Genomic DNA, 15,096 nt, shown 5'->3' on the forward strand with positions numbered 1-15,096 from the left:
ATGCACAGCATGGTATGTGGACATGTGATATTGTGGGTAAGTGTGTGGATAAGTTGGGTTGTGGTGAGGATGAGAATAAGGATTGAGGGTGAAGAATAGTTGAAATGAGGGAGTGAACGAGATGGAAAAAGATTTTTTTGTTATTGACACGAAACCAAATGGTTGCGTATAATCCTGTTATGAAACTAAAAGGTTTCATATCGACCTAAACTTGCGGGAGGGCAGTTTTTATGAAAAGCGCAAATCCTTTTGTCGTTGTGAATAACTGCGAAGAAGCGATTCATTATTATCGGCAGATTTTTGGCGGCGACATCAAGATCCTGAACAATCATGGCGGCAAAATCCTGCACGCCGAGCTGCATATTAACGGCAGTATGATTCATTTTTCCGATTCCTATGGTCAAAACTACGCAGCTGGGCAAAATACGAAAATCATTCTTCAATTCGAAAGTGAAGAGGAAATTCGCAATGTCTTTGAAACCCTGCTTGCTGACGGCGACGCTACGATTGATCTGCAGGATACTTTTTTCGGGGCGCTGCATGGCCAAGTGACCGATAAATATGGGATCGGCTGGGTTATGAATTATTTCAGATCATAGGGAGGCATCATGCTAGAAGAACTACTGAAAAAGCTGCGTTACAAACAGGGACAAGCTATTGTCCTCAATGCACCGGAAAGCTACAAACTTGGGATCGAAGCACCGGGTATGCCTGATGGCAAATATGATTTTGTTCAGCTTTTTGTCAACAATGCAAGCGAAGTGAATGAATGGGTCCCCAAAGCGATCCCGCTCCTGAATGGCGATGCGGTGTTCTGGGTAACGTATCCGAAGCAAAGCTCAAAGGTAAAAACCGACATTAACCGTGACAGTCTCTGGAGCCTGATGGAAAGCATCTCCTCCTATCGGCCTGTCAGCAATGTGGCTATCGATGAGAAATGGTCGGCACTGCGGTTCCGCCATAAGGACCTTGTAAAATCAAAATAAACAAACGGAGGCAAAAGGATATGGGAAACCAATTAAATACACTGCCGGCAATCCGGCAAACACAAGTTTTTAACGCACCGATTGAGAAGGTATGGAGCGCTGTCGCGACTTCAGAAGGGATCGCCGTGTGGTTCATGCCGAACGATTTTAAGCCTGAAGAAGGTTATGAATTTCATCTGGAAGCGGGACCATTCGGTAAATCGCCGTGCAAGGTCACGGAAATCACGCCGCCGAACCGCCTTTCTTTTGAATGGGGCAAGGATTGGACGCTGACGTTTGAATTGGTTGACCTTAAAGGTAAAACCGAGTTCACCCTGATTCATGACGGCTGGGATCCGGAGAAAGTCACCGAATTCGGTCAAACTCACGCCGAGGTTCGCGAAAGAATGTCTGGGGGCTGGGTCGGTATTGTACAAAAGCTCAGCCAGTACATCGAGGCTTAAGATGGCTGTTCCTTCGCAAAAGCATGACGTATTTCAAGCTATCGCCGATCCGACCCGCCGTCAGGTGCTGAAACTGCTGGGCGAACAGGAGATGCCGGTTACGGTCATTAGCGGGCACTTCCCGATGAGCCGCACCGCGGTATCCAAGCACCTGCGAATACTCGCCGATGCCGGTCTGGTGAAAGAAAGGAAAGTCGGTCGAGAGACGAGGTATCGACTGGATGCTGAACCGCTCATGGAACTCAAACGATGGCTTGCTTATTATGAACGCTATTGGGAAAATAAATTGAACGTGCTCAAACGTTTCGTTGAAGCCGATGATGGGAAGAGCCTTTTTGCCGGGCTGGAACCGGTCGATCCGGAGACGAAGGAATAATCTTATTTGAAATAAAAGGATAGCCGGGGCGCATTACTGTACCCTGACTATCCTTTTCTCTTTTTAACTAATTCTGCACGTATTGCGGCCAAGTAATTTATTCATGCCGCATTTTTGCATCAATCCTGTAATTAGAAACGGAAGCGCGATAAGTCCGGTTAATTTCCAATATCCAGGCAAGAAGATAAATAACGACAATAGCGCAATACCCACAATTATGCGAATAACGCGATCCGCTCCGCCAACATTTTTCATCATCTAAATCCCTCCATGCAGCTTTGTTTTGGTTGATTGACTTCCTGTGAATGATCATAGCAAAAGTCGAATTCGTTCAACCGTAACTTTGTCACATAGCGAAAAATAGATTTGGCAGCGTCTGTACTGCAGGAGACATTGGCGTGATCCTTCCAATGAAGTATGATGGGTATATCGCAGGAAAATTATACCACAAAGCCATGTGCAAATCACTTGACGAAAGGGCGGGATCGTATGCAGGACATGAGCGCGTTACATCGCGGTTTGGCTATTATTTCTTCATGCAAAAAAGAAACCGGCGATATTTGGCATGCGCATTTTGGCGCAGCAGGCATTGCCGGATACCTGTTATTGAAAGAAAACGATTTGCCGGTCGAAACCTCCCGGGCGATTACCGAGCAACTGCAGGCGATGCTACTGAAGCATGCTTTGTCGGAACGTATGGAGAGCACGGTCCATCTGGAAGTTGATGAGGCAGAAAAGCGAATTACGAGCGCATTGGAAATTAATATCGACCAGCTCCACTGGGTCGGGCATAACGCCATCTATACCGCGCTCAGCTTAAGCGCTATCCGTGAACTGCGCGGCTGGGGAAGCGAAGCGGACATTGAGGGCATTTACGAGCTGATCCGCGCGTTCGATCGAACGATTCCCGGCAGGTCGTGGCTTGGTTGTACCGCTGGGGATGTGAAACGCTTCGTGATCGAGCCGGGCGAAATGCCCGTTATCGAGTATCCGGAGCAGTTGTCCGCCTTCGTTCTTGAGGAGCTGGCCGCGTTCCGGGTCATTTATCGCGCGGAGGCTCATCACGATTTGATCGGTCATATGCTGACCTTCTCGCATGCGCTATGCTTGCTGCATGACCTTGGTTACTCGGCTTTGTTCCGGCGAGGGCTGACTCCCTTATTGCAGCTTGTGAAGGCGCTGCGGAGAAGCCAGAATTTGCATCCGGAGAGTGCGAGCGAACTGCGATTAGTGTCGCCTGTCGATCGGCTTCCTCTCGTTCAAGCAGAGCCTTCGCCCTGGCTGCCGCTGGAGCAGGAGTTTTGGGAGCGCGACCATAGCCTGCACGATTGGGACTTCGGCCATCAATTCAAGTTTACTTGCAGTTATTATTATCATCTTAGGCGTGTCCCACGTCTGCATGAGGCGACTATAGATCGTTTTCGCTGCATTATTAATTTCTAATGAAAAGAAGGTCAACCCTCTTATCTTACAGATAAGAAGATTGACCTTTTTTACGTTTATTCCGGGACTGGCAACCACTCGGACGACCATTTGCCGATCTCGACAAAAATCGGAGCCAGCGCCCGCCCCTTATCGGTTAATGAATATTCAATACGAACCGGACTTTCCGGGAATACTACTCTCTTTACAATTCCTTCTTGCTCCAGTTCCTTCAGCCGTTCCGATAACACCTTGCCGCTTAAATTGGGAAGCGCATGATCGATCTGTACAAAACGCTGCGGACCCGAAAGCAATTGGAACACGATCAGCGATGTCCATCGCTTGCTTAGAATTTCTACGGCTTTCTCAAAGCGTGGACACATTTGCGATTGCGATTGACATTGGTCCATGTTCATCACCTCAGTATTCTTTTTATTATAGCGTAAGATGAAGTCGAAAAACAAGGTTACACAAAGTACATTAATTACTTGACGAAATGTAGTGTGTATTATATACTCAGTTACATTAAGTAACTAAATGATTTGAGGTAACAATATTATGAAAGGAGTGATATCCATGATTTCCCCTATATTTGTAGGCCACGGCTCGCCTATGATGGCGATTCAAGATACGGCGTGCACGGAGTTTCTTCTTGATTACGGAAAGAAGCTGGCTCCGAAAGCCATCGTGATCTTTACCGCGCATTGGGAGACTGAAGTGCTTACCATTTCATCGATGGACGACGTCTATGAAACGATTTACGATTTCGGCGGTTTTCCGAAAGAGCTTTACCAAATCAAGTATCCTGCCAAAGGTTCGACCGAGCTGGCCAGCAGCATCGCCGAGCGTTTCCAGGCCAAAGGAATCCCGGTAAATCTGGACTCGAAACGCGGGCTCGATCATGGATCCTGGGTCCCTCTGTCCCGGATGTTCCCGAACCCGGATTGCCCGGTCATTCAAATTTCCGTTCATCCTTATCTCCCTCCAGCCGAGCAATATCGCATTGGGGAGGCGCTGCGCGGTCTCGACCAAGAAGATATTTTAATCATCGGCAGCGGTGCAACCGTGCACAATCTGCGGTCGCTCAATTGGAATGCCACCGAACCGGATGCATGGGCCGTCGCCTTCGACGACTGGCTGGTGGAGAACGTACAAAAACAGGATCTGAATACCTTGTTCCAATACGAAACGCAGGCTCCCCATGTACGGATGGCCGTGCCAAGACCGGAACATTTCGTTCCTTTTTATATCGCAATGGGCAGCGGCAATCCGGATCGTCAGGCCCAGGTTATTCACCGCAGCTATGAACTAGGTTCGCTTAGTTATCTATCCATCGCTTTTTAACCATGATTAACCATATAAAATATTAATGACGAGGTGCTTAAAGATGAAATGGACAGTTCGCATTCTTCAAGGATTACTAGCTTTGGGTTATCTGATGTTCGGCTTTATGAAGCTATCGGGCAACGAGATGCAGGCGCAAGCTTTCTCAGAGGTTTATGGTTATGGGGTAGGCTTCATGTACGTGGTTGGCGCCATTGAACTTCTCGCTGCGATCGGGCTTATTATCGGCTTCAAAAAGCCGCGCGTCGCTTTCTACTCGGCGGGTGTCATCGTGCTGACAATGGTTGGCGCAGTAGGGACCCATTTGATGGCGGGTCAAGGGATTGGCGTTGCCACAATGCCGATTGTATTGCTGATCTTGGCATTGATCGTAGTGCTAGGTCGTCGTTCGGAGCGTGCTGCTTAATTTAAAAAAGGCTTCTCCCGTGTCACCCTTATGGGTGACGATGGGAGAAGCCTTTTTTTAGACCTCAAAAATGGAATCCACAACAACCGGCAGATTGTCTCTTAATGTGCTGGCCCCAAGAACGGATCGGGCATGCATGCCCTTCTCTCCGAATACCTCAAGCATCAGATCCGAAAAACCATTCAACACCTTATGTGGCTCTTCAAATGCAGGATCCGCATTGACGAAGCCTTGGACCTTCACGACCCGCTTTACCTTATCCAAGCTGCCGAGAGCATCTTTTAACACAGCGAGTACCTCAATTCCGGCAGACCGGGCAAACTGATAGCCCTCGTCCGTCGTAAAATGCTGGCCCAGCTTGCCTTTTGGCTTCCCGGAAGGTCCTTTGCCGGAAACAAATAGAAGTCCGTTAACGATAACGCAGTTCGCATATTTCGCCGCCGGCTCGCTCGCCTCTGGAAGTGTAATGCCTAGCTGTTCTAATCTTAGTTCGATGGATTCTTCAAGCATTGAGATGCCTCCCTGTCGACTAGATAAATTTTACCTATAGTAACATTGAAGGTTTGTTCGTGCAATGGAAATTTTGATTCTAATTGGAAGATGGAGAGTTTAAAAAACAAACACGATTACGTTTATCGCAGTTCGATTTCGCCCAATTGCAATAACGTGTTGAAAGGAGTTGCGGCTGGAGTTCGATTTTGCCAGCTTATCATGCGCTCATCGAACATCCCCCCGCACAAACCAAGCTGCAATTTTGTAAAATCGGACTCCAAACTATTTCGTGGATGTATCCTAGCAATTATAAATACCAGCATCCATTTCGCTATTTCGTAAATATCCTTCTTCCACAGCCTGTCTTCCCGTTAGGAACACCTTCTCCGCTCGAGCCAGCGACATAACAGGCGTTTCAGGATGCCGCCGTTTCATCTTGAGATCGTCCACTTCAACTTCACTCACATCTTCTAGACGAAGAGCAGGACCTTGTCTCGTCTCGATACGGACATGATGAAGTTCCAGGCCCTCCACGTGCTTGCAAAGCATGCCGTCTCCGGCCATGATGAGCTTCTCGCGCACCATATCAGGCTCATCGCCTTTTTCATCCGGATCAGTCGTCATTTCGATGTGTACATGGTTCAACTGAACGTCGCGGATCGGCATTTCCGGAAGACCGTATAGGAATCCCGCAGAAGCGCGGCATTGCTTGGCGGTGACATGGCTGATACGGACATGCTCGATCACCGGCGTGCTCTCGGAGACAGGAACAGCCTCCGGACTGCTGATTTGCGGTTTGCTTTCGTCCACGCCATAGCGGTAAAACGAGTTGATTGTCAGCGGGCAGAAAACATCCTCCATGTAGATGTTGCTCACCGAGACGTTCTTGATGTACCCGCCGCGGGCGCGGTTCGTCTTCATCCGAATGCCGCGGTCCGTGCCGATGAAGATGCAGTTCGAGATGACGACGTTGCGGATGCCTCCCGCCATTTCGCTGCCAAGCACGACACCGCCGTGACCTCTCAACATCGTGCAGTTGGTTATGGCAATATGCTCCGAAGGCTTGCCGACTCTGCGTCCGTCCTCATCAATGCCGGACTTGATGCAAAGGCAGTCATCGCCGACGTCGAAGAAACAATCGGAGATGCGGACGTTGGTGCAGGAATCGATGTCCAGCCCGTCGCCATTGGGCGTGTCGCTTGGATTTTTGATTTTAACGCCATGAAGATGGACGTCGCTACAATAAACCAGATGGGTATTCCAGAACGGCGAATTCTGCAAGGTTACGCCTTCGATGGTTACCTGCTCGCAGCCAATCAACTGCAGCAGCGGCGGCCGCAAAAATTGCGACGGCCATTCCACGATGTTGCTTTTTACCGAACGGATCAAAGCCTCATTCAACGAAGCGATCTCCTGGGTTCGGGCGCTGTTCACCGTTCCGCCCTGGCGCAACTCGCGGTAAGCTTGCCACCAAGGCCCGCCTTGCCCATCGATAATGCCCTGCCCTTTGATCGTAATCTGCGACAACCCGCTGCCATATATGAGCGGAGAGTAACCGTAACACTCGTAGCCCGACCATCGGGTCGGTACAGGCGGATACTTATCAAACTCGGCGTGGAACAGCAGCAGCGCACCTGCGGCAAGCTCCAGCGTTATTCGGCTGCGAAGTGCGATTCTTCCGGTTATATAAGTCCCCGCGGGGATATAAACCGTTCCGCCGCCATGATCCGAGCAGGCTTCGATCGCAGCCGCAATAGCCTCACTGTTATCCGTTATTCCGTCACCGACGGCACCGAAACTAGCAATATTATATAGCGACATAAGAACGCTCCTTAGGACTCTCTTTCAATAAGCGAATGCATTTCCGCACACGCCATCACAAACGCGCCTACGCCGTGCAGGTCGTTTTTGCTTGTCGGGCGGGTGACGTAATTCTCGTAGTCTCCTGCTGACGTCCCGATGCAAATATGCGGTAAAATCAACCGCCCATTTTCATCAAACTCCAGCGCCCGGATTAAGCCCTGATACCCTTTCACGGCTGCATCCAGGCATTCATTGCCGACAACGCCATGCTTGATGGCTTTGGCAATCGCATAAACAAATAGGCTCGTGCAGGAGGTTTCCAGCCAGTTGTCCGGCTGATCCCCTTTATCCACGACTTGATACCACAAGCCGCTCTCCGCGTCCTGATAGCGGATTAAGGCGTGAACGAACTCGCGCAGCGAACTGACAAGCTCCTCGCGCCCCGCTTCATCCGCCGGAAGCTCATCCAGGAACTGCGCGACCGCAAGGCCGTACCAGCCGAGAGATCGGCCCCAGAACTCCGGCGAGCAGCCCGTTTCGGCGTTCGCCCATGGCATGCGGCGGCTTTCATCCCAGGCGTGGTAGAGCAGGCCGGACTTCGCGTCTTTCATGTATTTGCGCATTAATTTCTCCTGATGAAGGACCATGTGCCGTAAGCTGTGTTCTCCGTAATGATTGGCGTATTTCAACGCAAAAACGCCTCCCATATACAATCCATCGAGCCACATTTGATAAGGGTATTTATCCTTATGCCAGAATCCTCCCTCGGAAGTGAGGTTCAAGGTGTTAAACAGGTTTCTCAATTTATTTGCGGCAACACGGTATTTGGAATGACCTGTACGCTGCTCCAATTGAAACAGCAGCAAGCCTGCCTGAATGGAATCCAGCTCGTCGCGGGCAAAGTACAGATTGCCCTGCTCATCGATCAAGTTATCGACATATTGCTGGATATAGCTGTCATACCGATCTTCCCGCACCGCTTCCGACACCATCTCCATCCCGCACAGGAACACACCTTGATGATAATGCCAACGCCCTGCAGGCGGCAGCTCTTGAGGCGTGTACGTGCTGATGATGGCGTCGCATGCTGCTTTGGCCCAACCCAGCGGTGTTCGTTCTATGGTTTGATTCATTTCGGTTTCCCCTCTCTACTCCTGATAAACATTCATTGTGGATAACTTTGGCGCTTCCATCCCGGCAAGTTGGTAACAGACCGAACGGATCAACAGCGCCTGCGTCCCTGCGTTCATGTCGCCTTCCACTTCGCCGCGCCCGATGTGAACGGCCTTCGGCATGTTCGGGTAGTACTCGCCGCCCTTGATTTGCGCGACATTCGGCGCGGTCGGCGAATGCGCCAGCTCCCGCGAAAAGCCGCCGTCTGCACGCAGCAGGCGCTTCATATTTTGCACGGTGTTCTGTATGATTTCGCGCAGCTCCTCTACGGGAATATCCAGCTTCATGTAGGATAATAAATGAATCGGGTTGCGGATATAGCACATATCAGCCGCTTCTTCGTTACGCAGAGCATTGAGGATGCTCTGGTAGATCTGCTCTTCCCTCGGCAGCGGCACGTCAAAGCGGTCGTAAAAGATGTGCAGCTTAAAGGTGCCCGATATCCGCACATAATACGAGCCCTCGCCCCAGAGCCCCGACTGGGGATCTTGCTGCTCCGCGAAGAAGTCGAAAGCGGTCTTCGCGTATGCCGCTCTGCGGCTGGCCGGCTCCACCTGCTCCACGTACACGCTGGAGGTGGATAAGCGGTCGCAGCCGCGCCAGCTGTTGCTGAGCTGGACGGATGCCAGCCAGCGCGTGTACGCTTCCCGCGAGCTCATGTACGCAGGCGCCTGCTGCGCTTCGTACGGCAGCGCATGCAGCGGCTGCCCGCCGAGCTTGCGCAGCGCGTTCACGCTGTAGCCGATGGCGCGCGCGACCATCACTTCATCCTCGCGCATGAGCGGGTTGTCGTCGTAGAAGTAACCGGACGGCGCTTCCTGCTTGCTCTGGAAGAAGCGGATCATACGCTGCTTCATAGCCTTCGGCATCTCGCTCAGCATGCCGCAGCGCTCCAGGATGTTCAACGCCTGCGCAGTTGATTCGATGTCCGGCCCGATGCCGGTCATCGATCTGGAACTTCGCGCATAATAGAAGCCGCCGCTTGCCGAATCATACTGCCCGCCAAGCCATCGAAAGAAGCCCTCGAACAAGCTGTCCATCTCGGCAAGGAGATGGCGGATATCGTTATTGCCCGTCTGAGTCTGCATATTCAGATGCCTCTTTTCCTAGCCCTTAATCGAACCCAGCATAGCGCCTTTAGCAAAGTGCTTCTGCAAGAAGGGATACACGCACAAGATCGGCAGCGTCGCTACGACGATAACGGCCATCTTCACGGACTGCTCCGGAGGCGGGGTGGTATTATCGAGCGCTGAGCTGTAATCCATCCCGCTTGCAAGAACAACAATTTGTCTAAGGAGGACCTGGATCGGCCACATTGCACTCTCATTCAAATAAAGGATCGCACTCAAGTAGGTGTTCCAATACGTCACAGCATAGAATAAGGAAATCGTCGCAATCGCAGGCATCGATAATGGCAGTACGATGCGGAACAAGATGCCGAAGTCATGGCAGCCATCGATTTTGGCCGATTCCTCGAGTCCTTCGGGTATGTTCTGGAAGAAATTTTTCAAAATAATCAAATTGAATGCGCTGATTGCCGTTGGCAAAATCAATGCCGCGTAGGTGTCGATCAAGCCCAGTTCTTTCACGACCAAAAACGTCGGAATCAACCCGCCGCTAAAGAGCATCGTGAATACCACAAGGAACATGATGACGTTTCTGCCATCCAAATCTCTGCGGGATAAACCGTATGCCATCAGAGCAGTAACAAACATGCTGAATATGGTTCCGACAAGCGTAACGCCGATCGAAACGCCCATCGCTTTAAAGATCGTACTTGTTGAGAAAATAAACCGGTATGCCTCTATGCTCCAGTCCGTTGGAATAAGCACAAACTTCTTGACGGCCATCTCCGCGCTTGTCGTAAACGATCCCGCAACAACATGTACGAAGGGTAACATCGTAACTAAACCAATGATGGTCAGCAGCGTATAATTGATAGTGGCAAACAGTCGGCCACTTAACGTTTTATCATCTACCATGATACATTCCTCCTAAGGTCTTCTACCGGCTTATTAATAAACGCCCTCTTCGCCCATCTTCTTGGCAATTTTGTTAGCCAGCATGACAAGAATAAGTCCGATAAACGATTTGAAGAAGCCGATCGCGGCACTGTAACTGAACTGACCTTGCTTTAATCCTGCAGTATATACATACGTATCAATGATCTCAGCAACATTTCGGTTCATTGAGTTGAGAAGCAGGTAGACATGTTCAAAACCGAGTTCGAGAACATCGCCAATTTTCAAAATTAACAATACAATGATCACGCTGCGAATCGCAGGCAATGTGATATGCCACATTTGTCTAAGCCGTCCCGCGCCATCCATCCGCGCAGCCTCATACTGCTGAGGATCGATCGAGGCAATGGCCGCCAGATAAATAATGGTCCCCCATCCCGCTTCTCTCCAGATAACCTGAAGAATATAGGTGGGTCTAAACCATTCAGGGCTGAGCAAAAAATTAATCTTTTCAAGCCCGACATACTCAAGTAAATCGTTGATAACCCCGCCGTCCATCGTCAGCATGACAAAACTGATCGAGACGATAATGACCCAGGACATAAAATGAGGCAGATAGACGATCGTTTGAAACGTTTTCTTGAACAGCTCCATTCTGACTTCATTCAACATAAGCGCCAACAGAATAGGAATCGGAAAAAAAAACAAGATATTCATGACAAACAAAATTAACGTATTGCTTAAAATATTGAGAAAATCCGGCTCCGTAAATAAGCGCTGAAAATGTTCAAAACCGACCCATTCGCTTCCGCTAACCCCTTTGAACGGTTTGTAATTCTGAAACGAAATGATCAAACCATACATGGGAATATACTTGAAAACGAGAAAATACAACACTCCCGGCAGCAGCATGACATAGATCCATTTATTTCTCCAAAGACGTCTGCTAAGCTCACTGCTTCGGGCTGTAGGTACTGTCGCTGCTCTACTAACCGATGCTTTCTCCATGATAACCCTTCCTTTCCGGGAATAATTCAAGGGATGAAGAGGCTGTTGAACTTTTCAACAGCCCTCTCCCATTTCTCTCTACAACCGATTGTGCAAATTATTTTTTGGCTGCGTTGTATTCTTCAATAATCTTGTTGCCGCCGCGATTTTTCCAATCCTCAACAGCCTTTTCAAAACCAGCCTTGTCAATGTTGCCGTAAATGTATTTATTGGTTGCGTCTTTGATTAATTCTTGAAGCTGTACGCCTTTCTCCAGATACGTTTTCGATTCCAGAGGAGCCGCCGGATCCTGTACGGCATACTTGAGGTTGTCGATCTTCAATGTTTGCGCCTTGGTAAATGGTACGGAATCAGATACGCCGATATATCTTCCAGTTGTATCTTCATCGCCTACTGCTGCATCGGTAAACGGCTTGACTTCACGTTCCACTAATTCTTTATCTTTCTTTTTAGCCTTGTTGTCGACTACGGTATAGTGGACGTCTTTAATGCCCCAGAACATCGTGTTGGCAACTTCCGGCGTCATCATCTTGTCAAAGAAGGCCAGGATTTTCTTTAACTCCGCTTCGTTTTTAACAGCGGATTTCGGGAACATAATTACATTGGCATAACCTGGGAGAGCCCATGACGAGAATTTGCCATCTTTTCCTGCCACCATACTATGAACATCAACTACGGCAGTAGGAACATTTTTCTTCAGATCTTTCTCCAACGTCTCGACGTCGGTCATTGCACCGATATATATGCCTGCCGTACCTTTTTTGAACAGATTCTGCTGATCCGTTTTACTTGTCGCCGCGAAATCCTTATTGATAATGCCTTCATCACGCAGTTTCTTGTAATAATCCATTGCCGTGATATATTCCGGGAACGTAAACTCCGGCTGAATCTTGCCGTCTTTCACACCCCAGTTATTCGGAACGCCTAACCAGGTGGCAACCGTTTTGAATGAGCCGTAAATCAGATCGTTACGATCCGTCAGACCGATCGTATCCTTTTTGCCGTTGCCATCAGGATCGTTCTCCGTGAATGCCTTCATCATCGCATACAACTCTTCTGTATTTGCCGGAGGCTTAAGCCCCAGCTTATCCGCCCAGTCTTTGCGGTAAATCATACCTTGACGAGCAATATCTACGCCGCGGTAAAGCGTGTATAATTTGCCGTCAACTTTCGTATTTTCCAAAGTCGTGGACTTCAATTTGCTCAGGTTCGGGAATTCTTTCAGGTAAGGCCCGATCTCCCAGAATTGACCGTCGCGAATGGCCGATTTCATTTGAATGAACGTCGCTTGGTTCTTCAAGTAAGTCACCTGCGGCAGTCCGCCTGTCGCAAAGGTCGTATTCAACTTCTCCTCATAGGTATCTGCCGGGAAGAATTGAAACGTCAGTTTCGTATTCGTTAATTTCTCCAACTCTTTAATCACGACATCCGGCGGATTCTCAGGTGTGTTCAATGGGGTCATGATCGTAATAGCTGTCGGTTTGTTATCAGTTGCCTTTGGTGTTTCACCACTTGTAGTCGCTGCGGGAGTTGCCGTTTTACCTCCGTCCGCGCAGGCTGCCAGCAGCGCGCTGGAAACGAGCAATACGCTGAGTGGAATTGAGACCAGTTTTCTCTTCATATTTGTTAGACCTCCACGAAATTGTGATGTGCTACAAGTTCCACATTACACGTTCGTTTTCGGGTACCGAAACAATCATTTGCTCATTTCAAGGAGGGGCAGCAAGGATAGTGAGAAGATGATTATTAACGGGGTAAATGATTATTGGCATGAGAAAATCATACTGATTGTGATTCAAAACCGGGGGTTAGGCGGTGTTTTTCGCATTAACGAACTAATGTTCGCTAATGACGAACATACTGACGCAATTTCACGGGGGAAACGGCTAAAACCGTGCTCGATAGAACAATGTTCTATAATTAGAGAAGCATGTTCGTTAATTATGGAACATTGTTCACTAATCGTCCCATGACGTGATTCTTGCTATTTATAGCGTCTCATGTTTCTTTATTTGCGAACGATAGGTACTGTTGGAGAGGCTCGGTAAGATAGCCGCGCAGGAATCGGTAGGCGAACAAAAAAAACCGCTGCACCTAAGTGAAAGCGGTTTAAGGCATGAGCATATTCCAGTTATTTAGCTCGACGATAAGCGTCGTTGTACTCTTGGATAATCTGGCTGCCGCCGTTGCGTTTCCAGCGTTCGATCTCCTGCAGAAACCCGGCTTTGTCCATTTTGCCCAGCATATAGTTATAAGTCGCGTCGGAAATAATTTTATAAAGCTCCACACCGCGCTCATCGTAGGTTTTCGACTCCAGATTGATCGTCGGGTCCTTGATGACATATTTTTCATTATCTGCGCTAAGCTTATCGGCGAGCTGTGATAGTGACTCGCTCTCGGCTACACCCATCACATTCGGATTATTCAGATCCGCAATCATCATCGCATAGAACGCATTGACCTCGTTCACGCGAATCTTAGAAGTTTCCTCCGACAGCTGCACCTTATCTCCTTTGGCCGTGTAATGGCGTCCTTCCAGGCCGTATTTCATCAGATTCGCAACATCTTTATCCATCGTCCGGTCAAAAAAGTGAAGCACCTGCTTCAATTCCTCTTCGGTACGAATCGCTTTCTTGGAGAACAGGTACAGCGCGCTGTAGTTCGGGATCGACCAGATCCGGAACCCGGTGGGTCCCTCAATATGGTTCACCAGCGTCAGTCTGGCTTGCGGATTGGCCATCTTTACCTCGTCGGAGAGCCGCTGCACATCCTGCATGCTGCCGATATAGGCTCCAGCTGTGCCGCGGATGAACTTATCCCGCTGAACATCTTTACTCGTGACCGCAAAATCCGAATTTATCAGCTTCTCATCGTACAGCTTTTTCATGAAATTCATCGTGTCCACATAAGCCGTCGTTTCAAATTCGGGAACGAGCTTCCCATCCGCCAGTCCCCAATTATTCGGCGTTCCGAAGTAGGAACTTAGCGTCTTAAACGCTCCGAAAACCAAATCATTCCGATCCGTCAAACCAATCGTATCGTTCTTGCCGTTGCGGTCGGGATCTTGATTCGTGAACGCTTTCAACATTTGATACAATTCATCGATTGTCCGCGGTTTGTCCAGCTTCAGGTTATTCAACCAATCTTCACGAAGGATAATTCCCTGACGCGAGGACGGCCGCTCGGTATACAAACCGTAAATTTTGCCGTCCACTGCCGCTTGATTTAAAATATCCTTGTTTAATTGCTTCAGGTTCGGGTACTGTTCCAGATAAGGTCTTATATCCCAAAAAGCGCCGGAACGGATCGAATTTTTCATCAGCATATAGTCGGTATATTTGACGTAAGTCGCTTTTTTGAGCGAGTTGGTCGTAAGCGCCGTATTCATCTTGTCCGTATAGATGACATCCGGCACCCAATTCAGATCCAGCTTCGTCTGCGTCCGCTTCTCGATCTCCTGTACCAGCTCAGGAATAGGAGGATGCGGAAAATGAAGGGGCGCCATAATCGAAACCACAGGGCGACCGTCGCTTGCCAAATCATTTGGTGAGGATGCCTCGTTATTGCAGGCGCTAAGCAAACTGACCGTCAACAGCAGCATCACGATCTGACAAGCCCTCTTCCCTATTCGTCGTTGCACATCCTTGCTCATCGTGTCATCCCCCTTGCCACAGCAGCGTTT

17 protein-coding genes are annotated in these 15,096 nt (G+C 49.2%); 7 read left to right on the plus strand and 10 right to left on the minus strand.

Annotated elements, in window-relative coordinates; genetic code table 11:
* Positions 1-230: 230 nt before the first annotated feature.
* Genes ICC18_RS27185 through ICC18_RS27200 form a run of 4 tightly spaced genes read left to right on the plus strand, consistent with a single transcriptional unit; the run spans position 231 to position 1,805 of the window.
* Positions 231-599, plus strand: coding sequence for a VOC family protein (locus tag ICC18_RS27185; protein ID WP_188177581.1), 369 nt, complete (start codon positions 231-233; stop codon positions 597-599).
* 9 nt (positions 600-608) lie between these two features.
* Positions 609-986 (plus strand): hypothetical protein, encoded by a 378-nt coding sequence (locus ICC18_RS27190; RefSeq protein ID WP_188177582.1) that lies wholly within the window; start codon positions 609-611, stop codon positions 984-986.
* 20 nt (positions 987-1,006) lie between these two features.
* Entirely contained in the window at positions 1,007-1,429 is a 423-nt protein-coding gene (locus tag ICC18_RS27195; RefSeq protein ID WP_188177583.1) for an SRPBCC family protein, read from the plus strand.
* Between the two features lies 1 nt (position 1,430).
* Positions 1,431-1,805, plus strand: a complete 375-nt coding sequence (locus ICC18_RS27200; RefSeq protein WP_188177584.1) for an ArsR/SmtB family transcription factor — start codon at positions 1,431-1,433, stop codon at positions 1,803-1,805.
* A gap of 63 nt (positions 1,806-1,868) precedes the next feature.
* Here ICC18_RS27200 and ICC18_RS27205 read toward each other — a convergent pair whose 3' ends face one another.
* On the minus strand, positions 1,869-2,063 hold the full coding sequence (locus ICC18_RS27205; protein WP_223192911.1) for a YgaP family membrane protein: 195 nt from the start codon (positions 2,061-2,063) through the stop codon (positions 1,869-1,871).
* Positions 2,064-2,294: 231 nt separating this feature from the next.
* On the opposite strand from ICC18_RS27205, the gene ICC18_RS27210 reads away from it, so the two are divergent.
* Positions 2,295-3,248, plus strand: a complete 954-nt coding sequence (locus ICC18_RS27210) for a hypothetical protein (RefSeq protein WP_188177585.1) — start codon at positions 2,295-2,297, stop codon at positions 3,246-3,248.
* Between the two features lie 56 nt (positions 3,249-3,304).
* Here ICC18_RS27210 and catR read toward each other — a convergent pair whose 3' ends face one another.
* Positions 3,305-3,637, minus strand: a complete 333-nt coding sequence (catR, locus tag ICC18_RS27215) for a catDE operon transcriptional regulator CatR (RefSeq protein ID WP_188177586.1) — start codon at positions 3,635-3,637, stop codon at positions 3,305-3,307.
* A 166-nt stretch (positions 3,638-3,803) separates the two neighbouring features.
* Here catR and ICC18_RS27220 point away from each other — a divergent pair, with 166 nt between their 5' ends.
* Together ICC18_RS27220 and ICC18_RS27225 are read left to right on the plus strand one after the other, a co-directional pair.
* On the plus strand, positions 3,804-4,571 hold the full coding sequence (locus tag ICC18_RS27220; RefSeq protein WP_188177587.1) for a DODA-type extradiol aromatic ring-opening family dioxygenase: 768 nt from the start codon (positions 3,804-3,806) through the stop codon (positions 4,569-4,571).
* 43 nt (positions 4,572-4,614) lie between these two features.
* The gene (locus tag ICC18_RS27225; RefSeq protein WP_188177588.1) at positions 4,615-4,977 is read left to right on the plus strand and encodes a DoxX family protein; all 363 of its coding nucleotides are present in this window, start codon (positions 4,615-4,617) and stop codon (positions 4,975-4,977) included.
* A gap of 57 nt (positions 4,978-5,034) precedes the next feature.
* Here ICC18_RS27225 and ICC18_RS27230 read toward each other — a convergent pair whose 3' ends face one another.
* From ICC18_RS27230 to ICC18_RS27265, 8 genes are all read right to left on the minus strand, one after another.
* Complete coding sequence (locus ICC18_RS27230; protein WP_188177589.1) at positions 5,035-5,487, minus strand: RidA family protein; 453 nt, start codon at positions 5,485-5,487, stop codon at positions 5,035-5,037.
* Between the two features lie 282 nt (positions 5,488-5,769).
* Positions 5,770-7,290, minus strand: a complete 1,521-nt coding sequence (locus ICC18_RS27235; RefSeq protein ID WP_188177590.1) for a glycoside hydrolase family 28 protein — start codon at positions 7,288-7,290, stop codon at positions 5,770-5,772.
* A gap of 11 nt (positions 7,291-7,301) precedes the next feature.
* A complete protein-coding gene (locus tag ICC18_RS27240; protein WP_188177591.1) occupies positions 7,302-8,405 on the minus strand; it encodes a glycoside hydrolase family 88/105 protein in 1,104 nt (367 codons plus the stop codon).
* Between the two features lie 15 nt (positions 8,406-8,420).
* Positions 8,421-9,533, minus strand: coding sequence for a hypothetical protein (locus ICC18_RS27245; RefSeq protein ID WP_188177592.1), 1,113 nt, complete (start codon positions 9,531-9,533; stop codon positions 8,421-8,423).
* 18 nt (positions 9,534-9,551) lie between these two features.
* Positions 9,552-10,427, minus strand: coding sequence for a carbohydrate ABC transporter permease (locus ICC18_RS27250; protein ID WP_188177593.1), 876 nt, complete (start codon positions 10,425-10,427; stop codon positions 9,552-9,554).
* Positions 10,428-10,460: 33 nt separating this feature from the next.
* Complete coding sequence (locus ICC18_RS27255) at positions 10,461-11,414, minus strand: ABC transporter permease (RefSeq protein ID WP_188177594.1); 954 nt, start codon at positions 11,412-11,414, stop codon at positions 10,461-10,463.
* 97 nt (positions 11,415-11,511) lie between these two features.
* A complete protein-coding gene (locus ICC18_RS27260; RefSeq protein WP_188177595.1) occupies positions 11,512-13,035 on the minus strand; it encodes an extracellular solute-binding protein in 1,524 nt (507 codons plus the stop codon).
* Positions 13,036-13,545: 510 nt separating this feature from the next.
* Positions 13,546-15,066: an extracellular solute-binding protein gene (locus ICC18_RS27265; RefSeq protein ID WP_188177596.1), complete on the minus strand. Its 1,521-nt coding sequence runs from the start codon at positions 15,064-15,066 to the stop codon at positions 13,546-13,548.
* Between the last annotated feature and the right edge of the window lie 30 nt (positions 15,067-15,096).

The organism is Paenibacillus sedimenti, from assembly GCF_014534655.1.
Lineage (GTDB): Bacteria > Bacillota > Bacilli > Paenibacillales > NBRC-103111 > Paenibacillus_E > Paenibacillus_E sedimenti.

Excerpts from the sequence above, each read along its gene's own strand:
- ICC18_RS27185 (WP_188177581.1), top strand. The coding sequence starts at position 231 with ATGAAAAGCGCAAATCCTTTTGTCGTTGTGAATAACTGCGAAGAAGCG.
- ICC18_RS27190 (WP_188177582.1), top strand. The coding sequence starts at position 609 with ATGCTAGAAGAACTACTGAAAAAGCTGCGTTACAAACAGGGACAAGCT.
- ICC18_RS27195 (WP_188177583.1), top strand. The coding sequence starts at position 1,007 with ATGGGAAACCAATTAAATACACTGCCGGCAATCCGGCAAACACAAGTT.
- ICC18_RS27200 (WP_188177584.1), top strand. The coding sequence starts at position 1,431 with ATGGCTGTTCCTTCGCAAAAGCATGACGTATTTCAAGCTATCGCCGAT.
- ICC18_RS27205 (WP_223192911.1), bottom strand. The coding sequence starts at position 2,063 with ATGATGAAAAATGTTGGCGGAGCGGATCGCGTTATTCGCATAATTGTG.
- ICC18_RS27210 (WP_188177585.1), top strand. The coding sequence starts at position 2,295 with ATGCAGGACATGAGCGCGTTACATCGCGGTTTGGCTATTATTTCTTCA.
- catR (WP_188177586.1), bottom strand. The coding sequence starts at position 3,637 with ATGGACCAATGTCAATCGCAATCGCAAATGTGTCCACGCTTTGAGAAA.
- ICC18_RS27220 (WP_188177587.1), top strand. The coding sequence starts at position 3,804 with ATGATTTCCCCTATATTTGTAGGCCACGGCTCGCCTATGATGGCGATT.
- ICC18_RS27225 (WP_188177588.1), top strand. The coding sequence starts at position 4,615 with ATGAAATGGACAGTTCGCATTCTTCAAGGATTACTAGCTTTGGGTTAT.
- ICC18_RS27230 (WP_188177589.1), bottom strand. The coding sequence starts at position 5,487 with ATGCTTGAAGAATCCATCGAACTAAGATTAGAACAGCTAGGCATTACA.
- ICC18_RS27235 (WP_188177590.1), bottom strand. The coding sequence starts at position 7,290 with ATGTCGCTATATAATATTGCTAGTTTCGGTGCCGTCGGTGACGGAATA.
- ICC18_RS27240 (WP_188177591.1), bottom strand. The coding sequence starts at position 8,405 with ATGAATCAAACCATAGAACGAACACCGCTGGGTTGGGCCAAAGCAGCA.
- ICC18_RS27245 (WP_188177592.1), bottom strand. The coding sequence starts at position 9,533 with ATGCAGACTCAGACGGGCAATAACGATATCCGCCATCTCCTTGCCGAG.
- ICC18_RS27250 (WP_188177593.1), bottom strand. The coding sequence starts at position 10,427 with ATGGTAGATGATAAAACGTTAAGTGGCCGACTGTTTGCCACTATCAAT.
- ICC18_RS27255 (WP_188177594.1), bottom strand. The coding sequence starts at position 11,414 with ATGGAGAAAGCATCGGTTAGTAGAGCAGCGACAGTACCTACAGCCCGA.
- ICC18_RS27260 (WP_188177595.1), bottom strand. The coding sequence starts at position 13,035 with ATGAAGAGAAAACTGGTCTCAATTCCACTCAGCGTATTGCTCGTTTCC.
- ICC18_RS27265 (WP_188177596.1), bottom strand. The coding sequence starts at position 15,066 with ATGAGCAAGGATGTGCAACGACGAATAGGGAAGAGGGCTTGTCAGATC.